Origin of the sequence: Aliiroseovarius subalbicans (assembly GCF_022678625.1) — a bacterium.
Classification (GTDB): Bacteria; Pseudomonadota; Alphaproteobacteria; order Rhodobacterales; family Rhodobacteraceae; genus Aliiroseovarius_A; species Aliiroseovarius_A subalbicans.
The window spans coordinates 504,875-523,284 of sequence record NZ_JALBYQ010000001.1 but is presented as its reverse complement, the minus strand read 5'-3'; the positions used below and the strand labels follow the sequence as shown (position 1 = coordinate 523,284).

The window sequence follows — 18,410 nt, the reverse complement described above, 5'->3', positions numbered from 1 at the left end:
GGGGGCAGAGCCACGGCTCTGCCCTTTTTTATGCCTTCGGCGAGGATATTTCGGGAAAGATAAAAGACGCGGGCTGGATCTGGGCCCAAAGCGCGTCTGCGCCGCCGGGTCCGATCAGGGCGGCGGCCTTGTGCAATAGCTTGTCCCGACGCACGGGCAGCGTGATGGGCGCATCAAGATCGTGCGCGTAGTCTGTGCCGTTCACCTGCACCCGGCAGGCAGTTTCCGGCAGGCTGTCGTCACCTTCCACCACGACCCTTTGCGCCAAGGCCCGCAGCGTCAGGTCTTGCGCGCGCTCGTCCGTGTAGCTGTCCAGCGCACCGGTCGGCACACCGCGGATCGCCATGGCCGCCAGCTGGCGATAGCTGAACTTGACCTCAAGCCCGGTGGTGGGCGTGGCGATGTTGCACACGCTCAGCCAGCGGGGATGAGTGGCCACCCTGATCCTGTCGACCTGCGCGGGTGGCAGGTCCACCTCTGCCAGCGCCTCAAGCATCGCGTGGGTGCCGTGGCAGCAGGCGTGGAACTTGTGGCTGATCGACAGGATCATCCAGTCGCGGTTCAGCCCGTCGAACGCGCCCAGATCCCCAGCGCCCGCATGGGTCGGGCCAAAGCCCTGCGGCCCATCCAGCGCGTCGGGGTTGGACAGGAACCCTGCCTGGGCCAACTGGGCGGCTTCCACCCCGGTCTGGGCGGCCAGCCCCGCGTGATAAGGTTTGCCCATCGTGCCGAACTGCGATTTCAGCCCGGCGGCGCGGGTTGCTGCAATGCCAAGCGCATGCCCGGTCTGGTCCGGCGTCAGCGCCAAAAGCCGCGCCGCCGCCAGCGTGGCCCCAAAGGCGCCTGCAGTCGCGGTCTGGTGAAACCCGATCTGGTAATGCCCGCGCCCCAGCCACTGGCCGATGCGGATCGACCCCTCGACACCTGCCAAAGCGGCCTCAAGAAACGTGTCGCCATCCGCACCGGTCGCCTGGGCCAGCGCAAAGGCTGCTGGCAGCACCGCGACCGACGGGTGGCCGATATGGGCGAAATGCGTGTCGTCATAGTCGAGCGCATGGGAAATCGTGCCGTTCACCAGCGCCGCTGTGGCGGGGGGCAACACCTGCGCCCCACCGAAAACCGCGCAAGGTCCCTGCCCGGCCGTGGCGCCCGCATGGTCGCGCAGGAGGCACGATACCGGCTCGGCCCGCCCGGCGATGCCCACCGCGCACCAGTCAAGCAATGACAGGCGCATCATCTCGGTGGCATCCTCGGCCCCGCGCAGAGGGCCAAGGGCGAACGCGGCCAGCTGTCCTGCCAGCGCGCTCATCCCCGCAACTCGTGCGGCAGGACGTCTTCGCTGGGCCACATCCCGGTTTCCATCGCGGTGTCATAGCCCTGCGTCAGCCCCGCGCCCCGCATCGCCGCCACCGCGCCCGTCACGTCATAGGTCAACCGGTGCAGCCGCGCGCCGTCCGGGTCCAGCGTGGCAAAGCGGGTCTGGCGGCGGCCATCATGCGACGGCAGGCCGATCACGCCTGCGTTGATCCAGTGCACGCCGTTCACCACGCGCTCAAACGCCAGGCCCGAGTGCCCGGCAATGACCGCATCGACCGGCCCCGCTGCGGCCTCGATTGCGGCCAGTTCCAGCGCGAAATCCGTATCCGGCGAGCTGGGCCAGAGAAACCGGGAGATATCCGTCAACCCGCCGTGCACCACCGCGTGGCGCCGCCCTTCGTAGGCGAACACAGCCATGTCCGGCAAATCCTCCATCCAGTCACGCGCCAGTGGCGCAACCCGCGAGTCGGCATGGCCATACCAGCCCGCAGACAGGCGGTCGCAGGTCGACCCCGGGGCAAAGCCGCAACCGCAATCGCCGGCGCCGCTGGCCAGCTGCCGTTCGACATTGCCTGCCACCACGACGCAGCCCAGCTGGCGCACCAGCGCCACGCAAGCCACCGGATCGGCGCCATAGCCGACAACGTCACCGGTGCAGATCAGATTGCTGGACGGAACGCCCCGTCGGCTGGCTTCACCCACCAGCGCCTGAAGCGCCTGAAGGTTCGACAATGGGCCGCCAAAGCACAAAACCTCGCCCGTCAACGTGCCCAGATCCGCAATCTTCACCTGTGACCTCCCTTGAAAGCGCCCCCCGCGCGCCCCATAAGACAAGGCAAGCCAGCGAAAGACAATGCATATGACCATCGACCCAAGCCTTTTGGACACCGGATTCTGGATCAGCGTCGCCTCGATCCTCGCCCTTCTTGTCCTGTCCGCCTTTTTCTCCGGTTCGGAAACCGCCCTGACGGCCGCGTCACGCGGCAAGTTGCGCTCAAAGGCCGACCGGGGCGACGTGGGTGCACAGCGCGCGCTGAACATCACCGAGGATAACGAACGCCTGATCGGCTCGGTCCTGCTGGGCAACAACCTGGTGAATATCCTCGCAGCCTCACTGGCAACCGCCCTGTTCACCCGGCTGTTTGGCGACAGCGGCGTAGCGCTGGCCACGCTGGTCATGACGCTGCTGGTGCTGGTTTTTGCCGAGGTGCTGCCCAAGACTTATGCGATCACCCGCCCCGAAACCGCTGCCGCGGGCGTGTCGGGGGTGATCCGTGTCGTGATCCTGGTCTTTTCGCCCTTCGTGCTGGCCGTTCGCGCGTTTACCCGGGTGGTTCTGCGGCTGTTCGGGATCGAGATTGACCCCGACAGCCACATCCATGCGGTGCGCGAGGAAATCATGGGCGCGATCACCCTGGGCCACAGCGAAGGCGCGGTGGAAAAGGAAGACCGTGACCGCCTGCTTGGCGCCTTGGACCTGGGCGACCGGGTGGTCGAGGAGATCATGCTGCACCGAAGCCAGATCGAGATGATCGACGCCTCATTGCCGGCGCTTGAGGTGCTGGAACGCTCGCTGGCCTCGCCCTATACCCGCCTGCCGGTGTTTCGCGATGAGCCCGAAAACATCATCGGCGTGATCCACGCAAAGGACCTGAGCCGCGCGATGTATGCCGCGCAGTCACAGGGCGTTTCGCTGGACGAATTTGACGTGTTGGGCGTGGCGATGGAGCCCTATTTCATTCCCGAAACCACCACGCTGGACGACCAGATGCGGCAGTTCCTGCGCCGACATACGCATTTCGCCCTGGTGGTGGACGAATACGGGTCGCTCGAAGGGCTGATCACGCTTGAGGACATCCTGGAAGAGATCGTGGGCGAAATCACCGATGAGTTCGACACCTCCGCCGAGGCCGAGGTGATCCGCACCGAGGATGGCTCCTATACCGTTGATGGGACGATGACGATCCGCGATCTGAACCGCGCCACCGACTGGGCCTTACCTGATGAAGAGGCGAACACGATCGCCGGGCTTGTTATCCACGAAGCACAGATGATCCCGTCAGAAGGCCAGGTCTTTTCGTTCCACGGCTTCCGGTTCGAGGTGACCCGGCGAATCGACAACAGGATTGCCGAACTGAAAATCCGTCCGCTGTAAACCTTCCAGCTCAGAGCGCGGGTGCAGGGCAGCCCGGCTGCGACGCGGGCACCGCGTGATCCTGATGCACATCCGTCGGGCAGGTATAGGTGTTCACATAGGTGACCAGCGGGCGTTCTGCCGCACCATTGTCCGCGCCTACATCGCCCGGCGGCAACGAAAAATCGCTGTAATCATGGATGAACGGGCGGGTTTCGACGACGTTCCAGCCGTCCGAGCCAGACATGCAGGCCGACAGCGCCAAGACTGCGGTGAGGGACAGGATTGTTTTCGGGGTCATGACACGCTCCATCATACGAGATTAACCAGGTTCACCCCTCCTGTGTCAGGAAATCGGTTTTCATAATCAAGCTTTTTCAAGTGCTTGGCGCGTCATTTTCATGTCATTGTCACCCATGCCGGAACAATTCAATGGGAGTGCATGGACCGACCACACAGGAGCGACAATCCGAACAAAGTAAAGCGGGTCTCGCGCGTCAGCGACCCTTGAAGAGCGTGCCGAAAATACCGCGCACGATACGCCGTCCGGTAACGCCCTTCAGCTCTTTCACCACGACTTTTGTCATCGCCTCACCAAAGCTTTCGGTCTTGCGTGTGCGTTTCGAGGTCGAGCGCCCCACCCGTTCCCCGGAATACCGCCGCCCGGCGCGATACTCGCGCTCGGCCATCTCGGCCTCTTCCTCGGCCTGTTCGGCCTTTTCCGCCTCGCGCGCTGCGTCCGAGGCGCGCTTGGTCAACACCTCATATGCGCTTTCGCGGTCCTTCAGCGTTTCATACTTGCCCGCAATCGGCGACGCGTTGATCAGCGCCTGGCGCTCTTTCGGGTCGATCGGGCCCAGCTGGGACGACGGCGGGCGGATCAGGGTGCGTTCCACCACCCCCGGCGCGCCCTTGCGTTCCAGCATCGAGGTCACGGCCTCGCCCACGCCAACCTCACGGATCGCATCCTCAGTCACAAACCGCGGGTTGTCGCGGTAGGTTTCGGCGGCTTGGCGCAATTCCTTGCGGTCCTTCGCGGTGAAGGCGCGCAGGGCGTGCTGCACCCGATTGCCCAACTGGCCCAATATATCCTCGGGCACGTCCGCCGGGTTCTGGGTGCAAAAATAGACCCCGACGCCCTTGGACCGGATCAACCGTGCGACTTGCTCCACCTTGTCGACCAGCGCCTTGGGGGCGTCGTCGAACAACAGGTGTGCTTCGTCGAAGAAAAACACCAGCTTGGGCTTGTCCGGGTCGCCCACCTCAGGCAATTCCTCGAACAATTCCGACAAGAGCCACAGAAGGAAGGTCGCATAAAGCCGCGGCGCGCCCATCAGCTTGTCAGCGGCCAGAATGGAAATGCGCCCGCGCCCGTCGGTGTCGGTGCGCATGATGTCCGACAGCTCCAGCGCCGGTTCACCGAACAGGTTGTGCCCGCCCTGATTTTCCAGAACCAAAAGCGCGCGCTGGATTGCGCCGACCGAGCTGGTCGAGACGTTGCCATAGCGCAGGGAAAGGTCCTTGGCGTTCTGCCCGACCCAGACCAGAAGCGATTGCAGATCCTTCAGGTCCAGAAGCGGCAGACCTTCTTCGTCCGAGACCCGGAAGGCGATGTTCAGCACGCCCTCTTGCGCATCCGTTAGTTCCAGCAGACGGGCCAGTAAAAGCGGCCCCATTTCACTGACCGTTGTGCGGATCGGGTGGCCCTGATCACCGTAAAGGTCCCAAAAGGTGACCGGGAAGGTGTCATAGGCATAATCGTCAAAACCGATCGTTTCGGCACGCGACATGAAGGCATCATGCAGTTTGAAATCTGCCGACCCTGCCGCCGCCAACCCGGACAGGTCGCCCTTTACGTCCGACAGAAACACCGGCACGCCCTGGGCGGCAAAGCCCTCGGCCAGGATTTGAAGCGTCACGGTTTTGCCGGTGCCGGTGGCGCCCGCGATCAGACCGTGGCGATTGGCGTATTTCAGCAAAAGCCCTTGCTTGACCGCATAGTCGTCGCCGCCACCACCAATGAAAATATGCCCGTCCATGCCAGCGCTCCCTACCCCGAAATACTCATTCGCGGATGAACATACATTTTTAACTCTTTTGCACCATAGTGAATTCATTCGGGCGCATGTCCTCTTACGTCCGGATGACTTCCTCCCTGTCAGACTGGCCGCGCCTGTGGGCGCGGCATTTTTTCAAAAACATGCAAATTCAAGGGGTTTGCCCTGTTGACCCCTGCGACCAAACGTCATAGCGTTCGACCATAAATAAGCCGGCCAGTCCGGCAGGGAGCAAAAAAATCAAGGAAAAGGGCCTCGTTTGCAGGCCCTTTTCTTTTTGTCCCAGCCCCGGGCGGCCCACCAGTAACCACCGTAAACCAGCAGTGGCGAATTTCCCCGCTTGTCGGAAATCCCCCCCTGACTCTCTCCCGACAGCGTGGTAAGCAGCAGCGATAGTATTGAGACAAGGGATAGGGATCTCAAATGAAGGCTGAGCTGCTGAAAACGTTGACCTTTGCGACCGCCATGACCCTGGCTGGCACCGCATTCGCACAAGAGACCGCCACCGATGGCGCGACCACGGAAGAGCCCGCTACAGACACGGCGACCGACGCGGCCCCAGCCGCCCCGGCGCTTGACATGGGCACCGACACCACGACCGAACGGCAGCCGGGTCAGACCTATGTCGACGAAGTTTTCGGGGACTGGGAGCGTAAATGCGCCCACAATCCCAATGGCGACGACCCCTGCCAAATTTACCAGCTTCTGAAGGATCAGAACGACAATCCGGTTGCCGAGATCTCGATGCTGCGCCTGCCCGACGGTGGACAGGCCGCCGCCGGGGCGACCGTGGTCGTGCCGCTGGAAACCCTGTTGACGCAACAGCTGACCATCGCCGTGGATGGCGGTCAGTCGCGGCGCTATGAGTTCCGCTTCTGTGCCCAGCTGGGCTGCATTGCGCAGATCGGTTTCACCGGGGCCGAAATCGCCAGTTTCAAGGCCGGAGTTGTGGCGAAAGCCACCATCGTGCCAGCCGCAGCGCCCGATCAGAAGGTCGAACTTCCGGTCTCGCTGTCGGGCTTCACCGCCGCATACGACTCGCTGGTCCCGGCCAACTGATCCTACCGTCAGATGAAAAAAAGCCGCCCGGCGCGCCGGGCGGCTTTTTCGTGGCTGACACTCAGGCCTCTTTCAACGCCAAGACCGCGTTCAGCCCGCCAAAGGCAAAGGCATTGGACAGGACCGCGCTGACCTTGGCTGAACGCGCCACGTTCGGCACCACGTCCAGCGCGCATTCCGGGTCCGGCTCTTCATACCCGATGGTGGGCGCAATCACGCCCTCACGCAGCGCCATGATGCAGGCCAGAAGCTCCACCGCCCCGGTGCCGCCGATCAGGTGACCATGCATCGACTTGGTTGACGAGATCATCAGTGCATCTGCATGCGATCCGAACGCATCCGCCACCGCCGCGCATTCAGTCTTGTCATTCGCCGCCGTGCCGGTGCCATGCGCGTTGATATATCCCACGTCCTCGGGCGCCAGCCTGGCGTCTTGCATCGCGCCGGTGATGGCACGCGCGGCGCCCTGTTTTGACGGCATCACGATGTCGGAAGCGTCCGAGGTCATCGCAAACCCCGCCACTTCGGCCAGGATATCGGCGCCACGGGCGCGGGCGTGTTCGTATTCCTCGAACACGAAGACCGCCGCCCCTTCGCCCTGAACCATGCCGTTGCGGTTGGCGGAAAACGGGCGGCAGGCGTCCCTGGACATAACGCGCAGCCCTTCCCAGGCTTTGATGCCGCCGAAACACAGCATCGCCTCGGACCCGCCCGTGACCATCACATCGGCCATGCCGCTGCGGATCATCTGCATCGCCTGGCCCATCGCGTGGTTGGAACTGGCGCAGGCGGTCGCCACGGTGAAAGACGGTCCCTTGAGGTTCCATTCCATCGACACATGGCTGGCGGCCGCGTTGTTCATCAGCTTGGGCACAACAAAGGGATGCACCCGGTTCTTGCCGTCCTCATAGACCGAGCGGTAGTTTTCATCGAGCGTGTTCATACCCCCGCCCGAGGTGCCCAGAACCACCCCGGCCCGCGCCGCCAGATCGCCGGAAAAGCTCAGCCCCGCCTGCCCGATCGCCTCGCGCGCCGCCAGCAGGGTGAATTGGGTGAAGCGGTCAAACAGCGCGATCTGTTGTCGGTTGAATGCCGCTTCGGGATCGTAATTCTTGATCTGACCGCCAATGCGGATCGACAGGCGCTCGACGTCCTGAAACTCCAACGGGCCGATACCGCAGCGTCCTTCGCGCATCGCCTCAAGCGTTTCGGGCACGTTGCTGCCCAGGGCGTTGATCGTCCCCTGCCCGGTGATGACCACCCGCCTCATGCGTGCTGCTCGGCCACCAGCCCCTCGACCGCCTTGATGATCGCCGCCACCGAGGAGATGTCGAAATCGCCGTCCGTGGGTTCGTTGGCGTTGAACGGCACCGACACATCGAAGGTTTCCTCGATCGCGAAGATCGCTTCGACCAGACCCATGCTGTCGATGCCCAGATCTTCCAATGACTGCTCCGGCGACACGTCACCGGGCTCAACCACCGCCTGTTCGGCGATGATGGTAATCACGCGGGTCTTGATATCCTTGGCCATGAGGTCCCCCATGTCTGTCCTGAGACTGGCGCGAACCTAGTCGCTGTCGCCCAGCTTTGAAACTGCTTTCTGCAGCTCGCGGATCGTGTCGGCCAGCCGTGGCAAGCGCCGCATTTCGCGGTTGATCTTGAGCTGCGTGTCCATCTTCACCGCGGGCGTGCCCAGAACCGCGCGCCCGGCCGGCACGTTGGTCATGATGCCCGCGCCGCCGCCGGCGATCACGTCATCGCCGATGAAGATATTGTCGCTGACCGCGACCCGGCCCGCCAGCACCACGCGGTTGCCGATCCGCGCCGATCCGGCCACGCCGGCCTGGCCGCAAACCAGGCAATCTTCGCCCAGCAGCACGTTGTGGCCGATCTGAACCTGGTTGTCGATCTTGGTGCCGCGCCCGATCCGCGTGGCCCGGATCGTGCCTCGGTCGATGGTTGAACAGGATCCCAGCTCGACATCATCGCCGATCTCGACCCCACCCAGCGAATGCACCCGCGCCCAGTGGTCTGAGCCCTGAACTTCGCCGCCCTCGTTCACGTCCTCGCGCAGCGCTTCGACCGCGCTTTTTGTCTCGGTTGTGGTGAAGGAAAAGCCGTCGCCGCCCACCACGGAATTCGGATGCCCCATGAACCGATGGCCGATGCGGCACTCATGCGTCACGCGCGCGCCGGCATGCAACGTCAGGTCATCGCCGATCACGCTGCCGCGCCCGACTGAACTGTGCGGCAAAAGCCGCGCCCGCGCGCCGATCACCACCGACGGGCCGATCACCACGAACGGGCCGATCGCGGCACCGTCGCCAATCGCGGCGCTGGGGTCGATCACCGCGCTGGGGTGAATGCCCGGGGCCAGGTCCGGCCCGGCGTCCATCATCCGGGTGATCGCCGGCATCGCGGCCTTGCCACGCGCCAGCGTGATCGCACCCTCAAGCCCCAGCGCCTGCCAATCAGCCCCGTCCCACAACAACGCCGCGCGCGCCTGTCCGTCGGACAGTGCTTCGGCGTATTTTGCATCCATTGCCATGGCCAGATCGGTTGGTCCCGCCTCGCCCGGCTCGGCGGCACCCGTGATCGGCAAGCTGCCGTCGCCCAGAACCTCAGCGTTCAGCGCGGCTGCGATGTCAGCAAGTGTAAAATCCATGTCGGACCCTTTCCCACGGGCGGCGGACCGCCCCTGGGTCAGGATTTAGCCCTGAACCGCACGAAGCGCCACCCCGGCCTTGGTCAGCGCGTTGAAAATCTTCGCGTCACGTCCGTAAACGTCGCGGCGATAATTCGTGCGCCCCTTCGGCGTGGTGAAGGCGGTGCGATAGACCAGGTGCACCGGGACCTGATCAACCAGATCAATCCGGGTTTCCCGGTTCGAGTTCAGCGCCGCCGCAAAGGTGCCCTTGGGGTCATTGGTCTGCTTGGCCAGCAGCGCATAGGCGAAATCGAACGGATCACCCAGACGGATGCAGCCATGCGAAAACGCGCGCGTTTCGCGCGAAAACAGGTTTTTCGACGGCGTGTCATGCAGATAGATGTTGTGCTTGTTCGGGAACATGAACTTCACCAGCCCCAGCGCATTGCGGGTCGAGGGCGGCTGTTTCAGGTCGAACGGGAAGTTGCGCGCATTGTATTGGGTGAAATCCACCGCACCGCGGTTGACCACGCGGCCCCGGCTGTCGGTGATGCGCAGGTGGCTGACCGCGTTCGGGTTGCGCTGCAACATCGGCAGGTATTCCTTGGTTGCGATCGAACGCGGGACGTTCCACGTCGGGTTTACGATCATGAATTCCATCACGTCGGAAAACTCGGGGCTGCGCCGGTCCGAGGTGTTCTTGCCCACAACGCTGCGCGTCTGGAACGTGACTTTGCCGTTGTCGATGATCTGAGCGGTGAAATCCGTCAGGTTCACCCAGACATGGCGCTTGCCGCGCTCGATGTTCATCCAGCGCTCCCGCTCCATCGCCACGATGATGGATTCCAGGCGCTTCTGGGCGGATGTGTTGATCTCGGTCATCGTGCCAGCGCCGGTCACACCGTCGGGGTTCAACCCGTGATCCAGCTGGAACAATTGCACCGCGCGCTGGATGTTGGTGTCATAAGTCTGCGTCGCCGAACGCTTCAGGTATCCCATTGCTATCAGGCGGTTGCGCAGGATTACCACGGCATTTCCGGTGGCGCCGGGCTTCAACGCCTTGGCTGGCACCGCCTGGCCCCAACCGCCCTTGCCCAGTAGTTTTTCAAGCCGAATCTTTTCCTTCATCAGGCGGGCATATTCGGTGGACTTCGGCGGCAGCGCCTTCAGGAACTTCGCCGGAGAGCTTTTCGCGAACGCCACCAGAAGCTCGGTCCGCCCGCGCAGGGGCACCGAACGCACGATGCCGCCGTCGACCTTGCGCGGGGTCAGGATACCGGTCTGCACATGGCGCGCATAGGTCAGGAACAACTTGGACATGGCGACCTCAAGCCGGCCAAGATCACGCGCCGAGCTGACCTTGCTCATGTTGGTTTTCAACAGCTCGGTGTCATAGCTTGACACCGGCAGGCCATGATCCCCCGCCGAGGCCAGTGCTTTGAGAAGCGCCGAACGGCGGGCCTTATCGCGTCCGCCTTTTCCGGTCCAGATCGGCTTGTAGCCGGTGGTGCGATAGAACTCGGCAATATCCTTGTCCCGCGCGGCGGCCTCAGCCACGGCTTGGGCGAACGCCGTCACTTGGGTCTGAGCCTGGGCGGGTTTCAGCCCGAAAGCAAAACTGGCCATAAAGGCCAGAAAAAGCGCGAAAAACAGGGGGGCACGAAGGCGCGGCAGCGTAATCGTCATGATATCCTCGGTCACAAATCCGAATGAAGGCTCGGGGTTATAGGGCATAATGTCGCGAAAAGGTAAACAAGAGTCCATTCACGAAACCGAAAGCGGCCCTGTTTTCGTCAATTTGCGTGGCGCGGGTGACGCGGTTTCACCTCCATTCAGACATGGTTAAGCGATTTCAGCAACTTTTCGCCGATTTTCCTTGATTAACAGCTTGTTGGACCCGTCGGGGGTTGGCCCACGAATCGGGATGTGCCATAACAGCCCTGCACCTGGGGATGAGGTGACACAAATGGCTTCGTTTTCAAACGGATACAGGCAAGACGCTGGGACGGAATGATGGACAATAGCTCGACGGGCATGACACGGCGCGCGCTTCTTGGTGCATTCGCTGCAACCTCTGTTGCGGCCGCCCCGACCTTTTCCAAAGCCGCAGGCTTCCTGCGTGGCGGTGGCGATATCCGCCGCATTGCGATGTATTCCGGCCGGACCGGCGAAAGCATCGACACGATTTATTGGATCGAAGGCAAGTACATCAAGGAAGCCCTGAAAGAGGTGAACCACTTCATGCGCGACTGGCGGCTGGACAAGTCGATCGGCATGGACACCCGCACCGTCGACATCATGGCTGCCGCGCATTCACTGATGGATGTGGGCGAACCTTACATGCTGCTGTCGGGCTACCGTTCGCCACAAACCAACGCCATGCTGCGCTCGCGCTCGCGTGGGGTTGCCAAGAACTCGCTCCACATGAAAGGCCAGGCTGCCGACCTTCGCATGAAATCGCGCTCGGTCAGCCAGATGTTCCGCGCCGCCAAGGCGTGCAGCGCTGGCGGTGTCGGCAAGTATTCCGGGTCGAACTTCGTCCATATGGATTGCGGCGTGGTCCGCAGCTGGGGCAGCTGAGCGCGCACCTCTAAGCGACAAGACGTCATGAGCCCGGCCAATGGCCGGGTTTTTCATGTCTGGCCGTCGCCATGACAAAGCAAGGGAATTGCGGCAGGATCGGGGGATGAGCCCCACCCCCGCCCCCCGTGTGCCCCCCTCGCTTTGGTATGCCCGACGCCATTGGCAGGGCAAACTGCCGTTCCTGGCGACCTTTTGGGTGAATGTACTGGCGCTGCGACTTGTGATTGGCGTCGGGATCGTGCCGTTGCTGCCCGCCCCCCTTCCAACAGCCGGATTTGTTGCGCTGGTCGCGGCCGACATCGGCCTGTTTGCATGGCAGGCGGTTGGTCTGATCCGGTTCGGCGACCAACAAGCCCGAAGCTCTGCCGCGACCGGACCAAGTATGGCGGGGCTTCTGGTTTTGGCGCTTTTCCTGCTGATGGCTTTCGTGACCTGGTGGCAATTGTTTCTGACCAGCCCGCTGGCCCCGGCCCGCCCCGACCTTCTGCGCGCGCAGCCCGATCCGCCACCTTTGGCGCGTCTGAGTCTGAGCGCGGACGGCACGCAGCTTCAGCTGGACGGCACCATCGCCCTGGGCACCCGACGCCGGGTCGAAGCAGTTCTGCACGACGCCCCGGGCGTGGGAAGGCTGGATCTGAGCAGCGGCGGTGGCCATGTTCACGCCGCGCGTAACCTGGCCCGGTTTGTGCAACAGCGCGGGCTTGCCACCCATGTCTCGCGTGACTGCAGTTCGGCCTGCACGCTGGTGTTCATGGCTGGGCACGTGCGCAGCCTGGGCCCCGGCGCGCGGCTGGGTTTTCACAGCTATCACCTGGACGTGGCCTCGGGCCTGCCAAACGTGGACCCGGCCGCCGAAATGCAAAAGGACCTGGTTTTTTTACAGGCCCAAGGTCTTGCAGTTGAGTTTCTTCAGAAAATCCCGGCAATCCCGGCCAGGGAAATGTGGTTCCCCCGCCGGGATGTACTTGTCGCCGCAGGCGTGATCCCGCGTTAGGCCTGCGCCCCGCGTGGCTTCAGTCGCTCAGGTTCGTTGGCCTCAAGGTAGGCCTCCTGCTCATCGGTCAGATCGACCTCTTCAAACCCGGATACCATCGGCTTCACGTGGTGCCGGAAGCCGTGGCCAATGGTCAGCAGATAGATATGCGCAATCACGAACACCACGATCACATAGGCCGCCAGCAGGTGGATGTTCGCCACGATCGCGATCCAGAACCCGGCATTCGCACTGCCTTCCCACATGTTGTAGGTCAGATAGAACAGGCCGGAAATCCAGATTGCCGGGAAGATCATCCATTTCAGAACGAAATAGGTCGCCGCCTGCAACGGATTGTGCTTGCGCATATAGACCTTGCGATAGGGGTGCTTTTCCCCTTTGAACACGCCCATTGCATAATATTTGGCGGTCTCGATCATACCCTCGATGCGCGGAATGAACTGTTTCCAGGTGCCGGTGGTGAACAGCCAGAATGTCGCGAAGATCCATAGTGCCAGCAACAGAACCGCCGCGATCGTGTGGAACATCACCGCCGGACCGAAGGGCACAAGGCCAAGGTTTCCGTTCAGGCTGAACCCGGTCAGCATCAGGATCACGATCAGAAGCACCTGCGTCCAGTGCCAGATCCGTTCAAACCGCGGATAGACTTTAACGATACGTTTGGACATGTCTCAGCCCTCCTTCGATTTGCGGCCAACAAGACGCAGGATGGCGTGGCCGACAACGCCGACCAGGGCCAGCAGAACCATCGCCATGCCCAGCAGACCGGCCGGTCCACGCGGGTCCGATCCGGGCAGATAGACACCGGCCAAGTCCGCCATGCGCCCGTCTTCGGCGTGGCATTCAGCGCAGTCCAGCGCCTGCTCGGCGGGGGCGACCATGTGGGTGATCGGCCAGTACATGTAGGTGTCGAGGAAATCGAACTCACCGGAATACTCGGCGCCGGCGGCTTTCATGCCCGCCTCGATCGCGTTGCCCCAGTCGAAATTGGTCCAGAACGCGGTGTCGGTAGTCGGGCCCCAGACGTGGCTGTAGGTCAGGCGATTGTGCACGGTGTCATAGCCCTGACGCCCCTCCATCCGCTTGAAGGGCCAGATCTTCGATACCCCGTCGCCAGGCCCGCCAGACAAGCGGTTCACCTCGACCACCTGGGTCGGATCAATGGTCTGATCGCCCGTGGTATATTCGATGTGACCGTCAAACCAGGCATAATGCGGCGTGACGTTTTCACCATATTCGAAATCGCCCTTGGTCGACATGTAGGTGTGCATCGCCTTGCCGGTCGAGCTGGTCCAGTTGTCCTCGCTATAGGGCTTGCCCTCGGCGTTCATCTTACCCGCCGTGGACCAGTCCCACAGGGTCTTGGTTGGCACACCACCGCGCGCAAAGCTCGGGATGTGACAGGTCTGACAGGCCAGCTTGTCGGTGTGGTTGTTCAGCTTCATGTTGCGCACGGCCTCAGGGCCGCTTGCGATTTCCAGCGGGTGCGGCGTGTCGCTGTGGCAGCTTTCGCAAGTGGCCGTCTGGCGCGCAGCACCAGGCTTCATCGCAGCTTCCGGCTCGCTCATCGTCACGTCATAGCGTGACCCGGCCCAGCTGTGGTCTTCCTCCACGTGGCAGGTCGAACAGGTGAAGTTCGGTCCGTCCACCGCCATGTGCACGTCGATGTCCTTGGTCGGCGCATACAAAACCGAGCTGAGGTCGCCGTGTTTCACGTTATCGCCACCACCGCCGTAAAAGTGGCAATTACCGCAATTGTCACGCCCCGGCATGCCGACGCTTTGCGCCGCCTTGTTCAGGTCGACCGCCCAGGCCAGCGCCCCGGTAATCGTCTTGGTTCCCGGTTTCACCGGGTCCAGCGGCGGATGCCCCGCCCCGGTTGCGGTCTTGGTATACTGGCCGGAACGGTCGTGGCAGACCAGACAATCGGCTGCGACGCCCAGCTTCTCAGGTTCGCTGGACATATCGTCCCAGCCGTATCCTGCGTGACAAGAGGTGCAGCGCGCTTCGTTCCCGGCCACGTTGCCGCAGAACGCGTTGACCACATTCGCCTTGCCCAGAACCTGACCGGTCGGGCTTTCGTAATCCCACTTGAAATGAAGCGAGTGCATCAGCTGGTTGTCCGCCTCGGTGTGGCACGACAGACAGGCCTTGGTCACCTCGGGTCCCGAGGCAAACGGCTGCTTTAACGCCTCGAACGTGCTGTGATCCGCGGTTGAGCTTGTCGGGATCGGCGGCGGGGCCGCAGGGGCCTGAGCGGTGGTCGCAGTCGACTCGGCCAAGGCAAATTGACCGGTTCCAAGCGCGACAGCAAGCGCCAATGCTTTGATAAATTTGGGTTTCATTCCAGTTCTCCTCGCGCTGCACAGCGCGGCGGCGGATTTACATGCATGTTTCGCAATGTGATCCTGTTGCAAATGAAACGAAAGAGACCAAAATGACGCATCTGTGATGTTTCTTTAACCCATCGGCCCGATATTGCATGGGCCCGCTTGCCGCGTTACCACGGGCGCCATGAAACCGTTTTTGATCCTGCAACTGCGCCCCGAAACCGAAGCCTCGGATGATGAGTTCCAGGCGATTTTGCGCAAGGGTGGACTGTCCGAAGCCGACGTCCTGCGCATCCGGCTGGACCAAAGCCCCCTGCCCGACGCCCTGTCGCTGGACGACTTTTCCGGCGTGATTGTCGGCGGCGGACCCGGCTGTGTCTCGGACCCCGAGGAGGACAAGGACCCGGTCGAGGCCCGGATCGAACGCGCGGTGCTGGGGCTTATGCCCGAGATTACCGCGCGTGATGTGCCGTTCATGGGTTGTTGTTACGGGATCGGCATCTTGGGCCACCACCTGGCGCCGGGTAGCGTGAACAAGGAGCGCTATTCCGAACCGGTCAGCGCGACCGATTGCAGTGTCACACCCGAAGGACGCGATGACCCGCTGATGCAAGGTATTCCCGACGCATTCCGCGCCTTCGTGGGCCACAAGGAAGCGATGCAGACCCTGCCACAGGGCGCCGTGCACCTTGTCGAAGGTGTGAATTGCCCGTTTCAGATGGTTCGCTTCGGGGAAAACGTCTATGCGACGCAATTTCATCCCGAGGCCGACGGAGACGGGTTCGAAACTCGCATTCGAATCTACAAACACAAGGGCTATTTCCCGCCCGAAGACGCCGACAATCTGATCGCCATGTGCCAGGCCGAAGACGTGCATGCGCCCGAACAGATCCTGCGCAATTTTGTTGATCGTTACCGCAGATAGCAAAACGCCCGAGGTTTCCCCCGGGCGTTTTTCATTCTTATTTTCAGCTACCTAGTCGATGATCGCGTTCAGCGTGGTCGAGGGGCGCATCACGGCCGCCACCTTGGCCGGATCGGCGTGGTAATAGCCACCCAGATCGGCAGGTGCACCTTGGGCTGCGGCCAGCTCGGACAAGATCGCGCCCTCTTTCGCGGCCAGATCGGTGGCGATCGGCGCGAAATGCGCGGCCAGCTCGGCATCGTCGGACTGTGCCGCCAGCGCCTCGGCCCAGTAGCGCGCGAACCAGTAATGGCTGTCGCGGTTGTCCGGCTCACCGACCTTGCGCGAGGGCGAGCGGTTGTCGTCCAGGATGCCCTGCGTCGCCTCTTCGGCCGCACGGCCCAGAACACCCGCCTTGGCGTTGCCCTTGGCATCGGCCAGGAAGTTCAGGCTTTCACCCAGCGCGCAGAATTCACCCATGCTGTCCCAGCGCAGGTGGCTTTCTTCCACCAGCTGCTGCACGTGCTTGGGGGCCGATCCACCAGCGCCGGTTTCAAACAGCCCGCCACCTTTCATCAGTTTCACGATCGACAGCATCTTGGCCGAGGTACCAAGCTCCAGGATCGGGAACAGATCGGTCAGGTAGTCGCGCAGCACGTTGCCGGTGATGGCAATGCTGTCGTTGCCTGCGGTGATGGTTTTCAGCGACTGGGCGGTCGCTTCACGCGGCGCCATGATCTGGAATTTGTCGGCCACACCGGCGGCCTCCAGCGCGGGTGTCACGTATTTGATCAGCTCGGCGTCATGGGCGCGGTTTGCGTCCAGCCAAAAGATCGCCTCGGACCCGGTCAGGCGCTGACGATCCATCGCCAGTTCGATCCAGTTCTCGATCGGCGCTTTCTTGGCGGTGCAGGCGCGCCAAATGTCGCCGGCCTCCACGTCGTGGGAATGCAGCGTGTCGCCGTTGGCCGCAACCACGCGGATCGTGCCCGCAGCCGGTGCTTCGAACGTAGTGGGGTGCGAACCGTATTCCTCGGCCTTCTGCGCCATCAGACCGACGTTGGCGACCGACCCAGCGGTTGTCACGTCAAGCGCGCCGTTGGCTTTGAAGAAGTTGATGCTTTCGTCATAGATGGTCGAATAGCAGCGGTCTGGGATCACGCAATTGGTGTCACCCTTGGTGCCAGCCGCATCCCAGCCCTTGCCGCCCGCACGGATCACGGCGGGCATTGAGGCGTCGATGATCACATCGGACGGCACGTGCAGGTTGGTGATGCCGCGGTCTGAATCGACCATATACATCGCCGGGCGCTCGCCAGTCACCGCCTCGATCGCGGCCATGATGTCGGCATTGTCCTTCACCCGGTCCAGCAGGTCGCCCATGCCGGAATTCGGGTTCACCCCCAGCGCGTCCATCTCGGCGCCGAACTTGTCGAACACCGGGGCCAGCCAGGCGCGCACGGCGTGGCCAAAGATGATCGGGTCGGACACCTTCATCATCGTCGCCTTCATGTGTAGCGAGAACATGGTGCCATCGGCCTTGGTGTCTTCGATCGCTTCGGCCAGGAAGGCGCCAAGCGCTTTCACGGACATGAATGTCGCGTCGGCCACGGTGCCTTCGTCCAGCGGCCAGCCGTCCTTCAGAACGGTCACGGCGCCGTCGCCCGCGACAAATTCGATCTTCGCGTCGCCGGCTTGCGCGGCGGTGATGGTAACCGATTTCTCATTGGCATAGAAATCATCGCCAGGCATCGACGAAACTTTGGTCTTGCTGTCCGACGCCCAGGCGCCCATCGAATGCGGGTTCTTCTGGGCGAAGTTCTTCACAGCCTTGGCCGACCGGCGGTCCGAGTTGCCTTCGCGCAGAACCGGGTTCACAGCCGAGCCCTTGATCGTGTCGTATTTCGCACGCACGGCCTTTTCCGCGTCGCTCTGCGGATCTTCCGGGTAATCCGGCAGGGCAAAGCCTTGCGCCTGCAGCTCTTCGATTGCCGCCACCAGCTGCGGCACCGACGCCGAGATGTTGGGCAGCTTTATCACGTTCGCCTCGGGCGTCTTCACCAGCTGGCCCAGTTCGGCCAGATCGTCGGACTGGCGCTGCTCTGCGCTCAGCGCGTCAGGGAAGGTCGACAGGATGCGACCGGCCAGGGAAATATCCTTGGTGCCGACGCTGACACCGGCGGCCGAGGCAAAGCGGCGGATGATCGGCAGGAACGAGGCCGAGGCCAGCTCGGGCGCTTCGTCTACAATTGTATACAGAATATCCGGGGTTGAGGTGTCGGCCATGATCTTTCCCTTTTTCAAAAGTCGTCAGGAGGCGAATGCCCGGTCCGAACGGACCACGGGCGGTTGCGCCCCCTTTAGCGCGGTTGATCGGGGATTT

Annotated in this window: 16 protein-coding genes; 5 read left to right on the top strand and 11 right to left on the bottom strand. The window is 62.6% G+C overall.

Translation table 11 applies throughout. From position 1 onward, the window contains the following. Positions 1 to 28 precede the first annotated feature (28 nt). Positions 29 to 1,309: an MmgE/PrpD family protein gene (locus MN188_RS02570; protein WP_242105770.1), complete on the bottom strand. Its 1,281-nt coding sequence runs from the start codon at positions 1,307 to 1,309 to the stop codon at positions 29 to 31. Further along, a complete protein-coding gene (locus MN188_RS02565) occupies positions 1,306 to 2,106 on the bottom strand; it encodes a metallophosphoesterase family protein (RefSeq protein ID WP_242105762.1) in 801 nt (266 codons plus the stop codon). The genes MN188_RS02570 and MN188_RS02565 overlap by 4 nt, the downstream gene beginning before the upstream one ends. 70 nt (positions 2,107 to 2,176) lie before the next feature. On the opposite strand from MN188_RS02565, the gene MN188_RS02560 reads away from it, so the two are divergent. Then, the gene (locus MN188_RS02560; RefSeq protein ID WP_242105753.1) at positions 2,177 to 3,472 is read left to right on the top strand and encodes an HlyC/CorC family transporter; all 1,296 of its coding nucleotides are present in this window, start codon (positions 2,177 to 2,179) and stop codon (positions 3,470 to 3,472) included. 10 nt (positions 3,473 to 3,482) lie between these two features. Here the strand turns inward: MN188_RS02560 and MN188_RS02555 are convergent, their stop codons facing one another. Continuing rightward, entirely contained in the window at positions 3,483 to 3,752 is a 270-nt protein-coding gene (locus MN188_RS02555; protein ID WP_242105751.1) for a hypothetical protein, read from the bottom strand. A 196-nt stretch (positions 3,753 to 3,948) separates the two neighbouring features. After that, the gene (locus MN188_RS02550; RefSeq protein WP_242105749.1) at positions 3,949 to 5,490 is read right to left on the bottom strand and encodes a helicase HerA-like domain-containing protein; all 1,542 of its coding nucleotides are present in this window, start codon (positions 5,488 to 5,490) and stop codon (positions 3,949 to 3,951) included. Between the two features lie 441 nt (positions 5,491 to 5,931). Between MN188_RS02550 and MN188_RS02545 the strand changes: the two genes are divergently transcribed. Beyond that, positions 5,932 to 6,567, top strand: a complete 636-nt coding sequence (locus MN188_RS02545; protein WP_242105747.1) for an invasion associated locus B family protein — start codon at positions 5,932 to 5,934, stop codon at positions 6,565 to 6,567. A 61-nt stretch (positions 6,568 to 6,628) separates the two neighbouring features. Here MN188_RS02545 and MN188_RS02540 read toward each other — a convergent pair whose 3' ends face one another. From MN188_RS02540 to MN188_RS02525, 4 genes are read right to left on the bottom strand one after another with little or no spacing between them, the layout of a single operon-like run. Further along, on the bottom strand, positions 6,629 to 7,837 hold the full coding sequence (locus MN188_RS02540) for a beta-ketoacyl-[acyl-carrier-protein] synthase family protein (RefSeq protein WP_242105745.1): 1,209 nt from the start codon (positions 7,835 to 7,837) through the stop codon (positions 6,629 to 6,631). After that, the gene (locus tag MN188_RS02535) at positions 7,834 to 8,100 is read right to left on the bottom strand and encodes an acyl carrier protein (RefSeq protein ID WP_242105744.1); all 267 of its coding nucleotides are present in this window, start codon (positions 8,098 to 8,100) and stop codon (positions 7,834 to 7,836) included. The genes MN188_RS02540 and MN188_RS02535 overlap by 4 nt, the downstream gene beginning before the upstream one ends. Positions 8,101 to 8,136: 36 nt before the next feature. After that, positions 8,137 to 9,234, bottom strand: a complete 1,098-nt coding sequence (locus MN188_RS02530) for a UDP-3-O-(3-hydroxymyristoyl)glucosamine N-acyltransferase (RefSeq protein ID WP_242105742.1) — start codon at positions 9,232 to 9,234, stop codon at positions 8,137 to 8,139. A 45-nt stretch (positions 9,235 to 9,279) separates the two neighbouring features. Beyond that, positions 9,280 to 10,902 (bottom strand): L,D-transpeptidase family protein, encoded by a 1,623-nt coding sequence (locus MN188_RS02525; protein WP_242105740.1) that lies wholly within the window; start codon positions 10,900 to 10,902, stop codon positions 9,280 to 9,282. A gap of 324 nt (positions 10,903 to 11,226) precedes the next feature. On the opposite strand from MN188_RS02525, the gene mepK reads away from it, so the two are divergent. Together mepK and MN188_RS02515 are read left to right on the top strand one after the other, a co-directional pair. Beyond that, positions 11,227 to 11,796 (top strand): peptidoglycan L,D-endopeptidase MepK, encoded by a 570-nt coding sequence (gene mepK, locus MN188_RS02520; protein ID WP_242105738.1) that lies wholly within the window; start codon positions 11,227 to 11,229, stop codon positions 11,794 to 11,796. Positions 11,797 to 11,902: 106 nt separating this feature from the next. Continuing rightward, the gene (locus tag MN188_RS02515) at positions 11,903 to 12,793 is read left to right on the top strand and encodes a COG3904 family protein (RefSeq protein WP_242105736.1); all 891 of its coding nucleotides are present in this window, start codon (positions 11,903 to 11,905) and stop codon (positions 12,791 to 12,793) included. Here the strand turns inward: MN188_RS02515 and MN188_RS02510 are convergent. Next, positions 12,790 to 13,461: a cytochrome b/b6 domain-containing protein gene (locus tag MN188_RS02510; RefSeq protein ID WP_242105734.1), complete on the bottom strand. Its 672-nt coding sequence runs from the start codon at positions 13,459 to 13,461 to the stop codon at positions 12,790 to 12,792. The two genes, MN188_RS02515 and MN188_RS02510, sit on opposite strands and share 4 nt — an antisense overlap. A gap of 3 nt (positions 13,462 to 13,464) precedes the next feature. Next, on the bottom strand, positions 13,465 to 15,138 hold the full coding sequence (locus tag MN188_RS02505) for a tetrathionate reductase family octaheme c-type cytochrome (protein ID WP_242105731.1): 1,674 nt from the start codon (positions 15,136 to 15,138) through the stop codon (positions 13,465 to 13,467). 169 nt (positions 15,139 to 15,307) lie between these two features. Between MN188_RS02505 and MN188_RS02500 the strand changes: the two genes are divergently transcribed. After that, on the top strand, positions 15,308 to 16,048 hold the full coding sequence (locus tag MN188_RS02500; RefSeq protein ID WP_242105728.1) for a glutamine amidotransferase: 741 nt from the start codon (positions 15,308 to 15,310) through the stop codon (positions 16,046 to 16,048). A gap of 51 nt (positions 16,049 to 16,099) precedes the next feature. Here MN188_RS02500 and MN188_RS02495 read toward each other — a convergent pair whose 3' ends face one another. After that, positions 16,100 to 18,313, bottom strand: coding sequence for an NADP-dependent isocitrate dehydrogenase (locus MN188_RS02495; protein ID WP_242105726.1), 2,214 nt, complete (start codon positions 18,311 to 18,313; stop codon positions 16,100 to 16,102). Between the last annotated feature and the right edge of the window lie 97 nt (positions 18,314 to 18,410).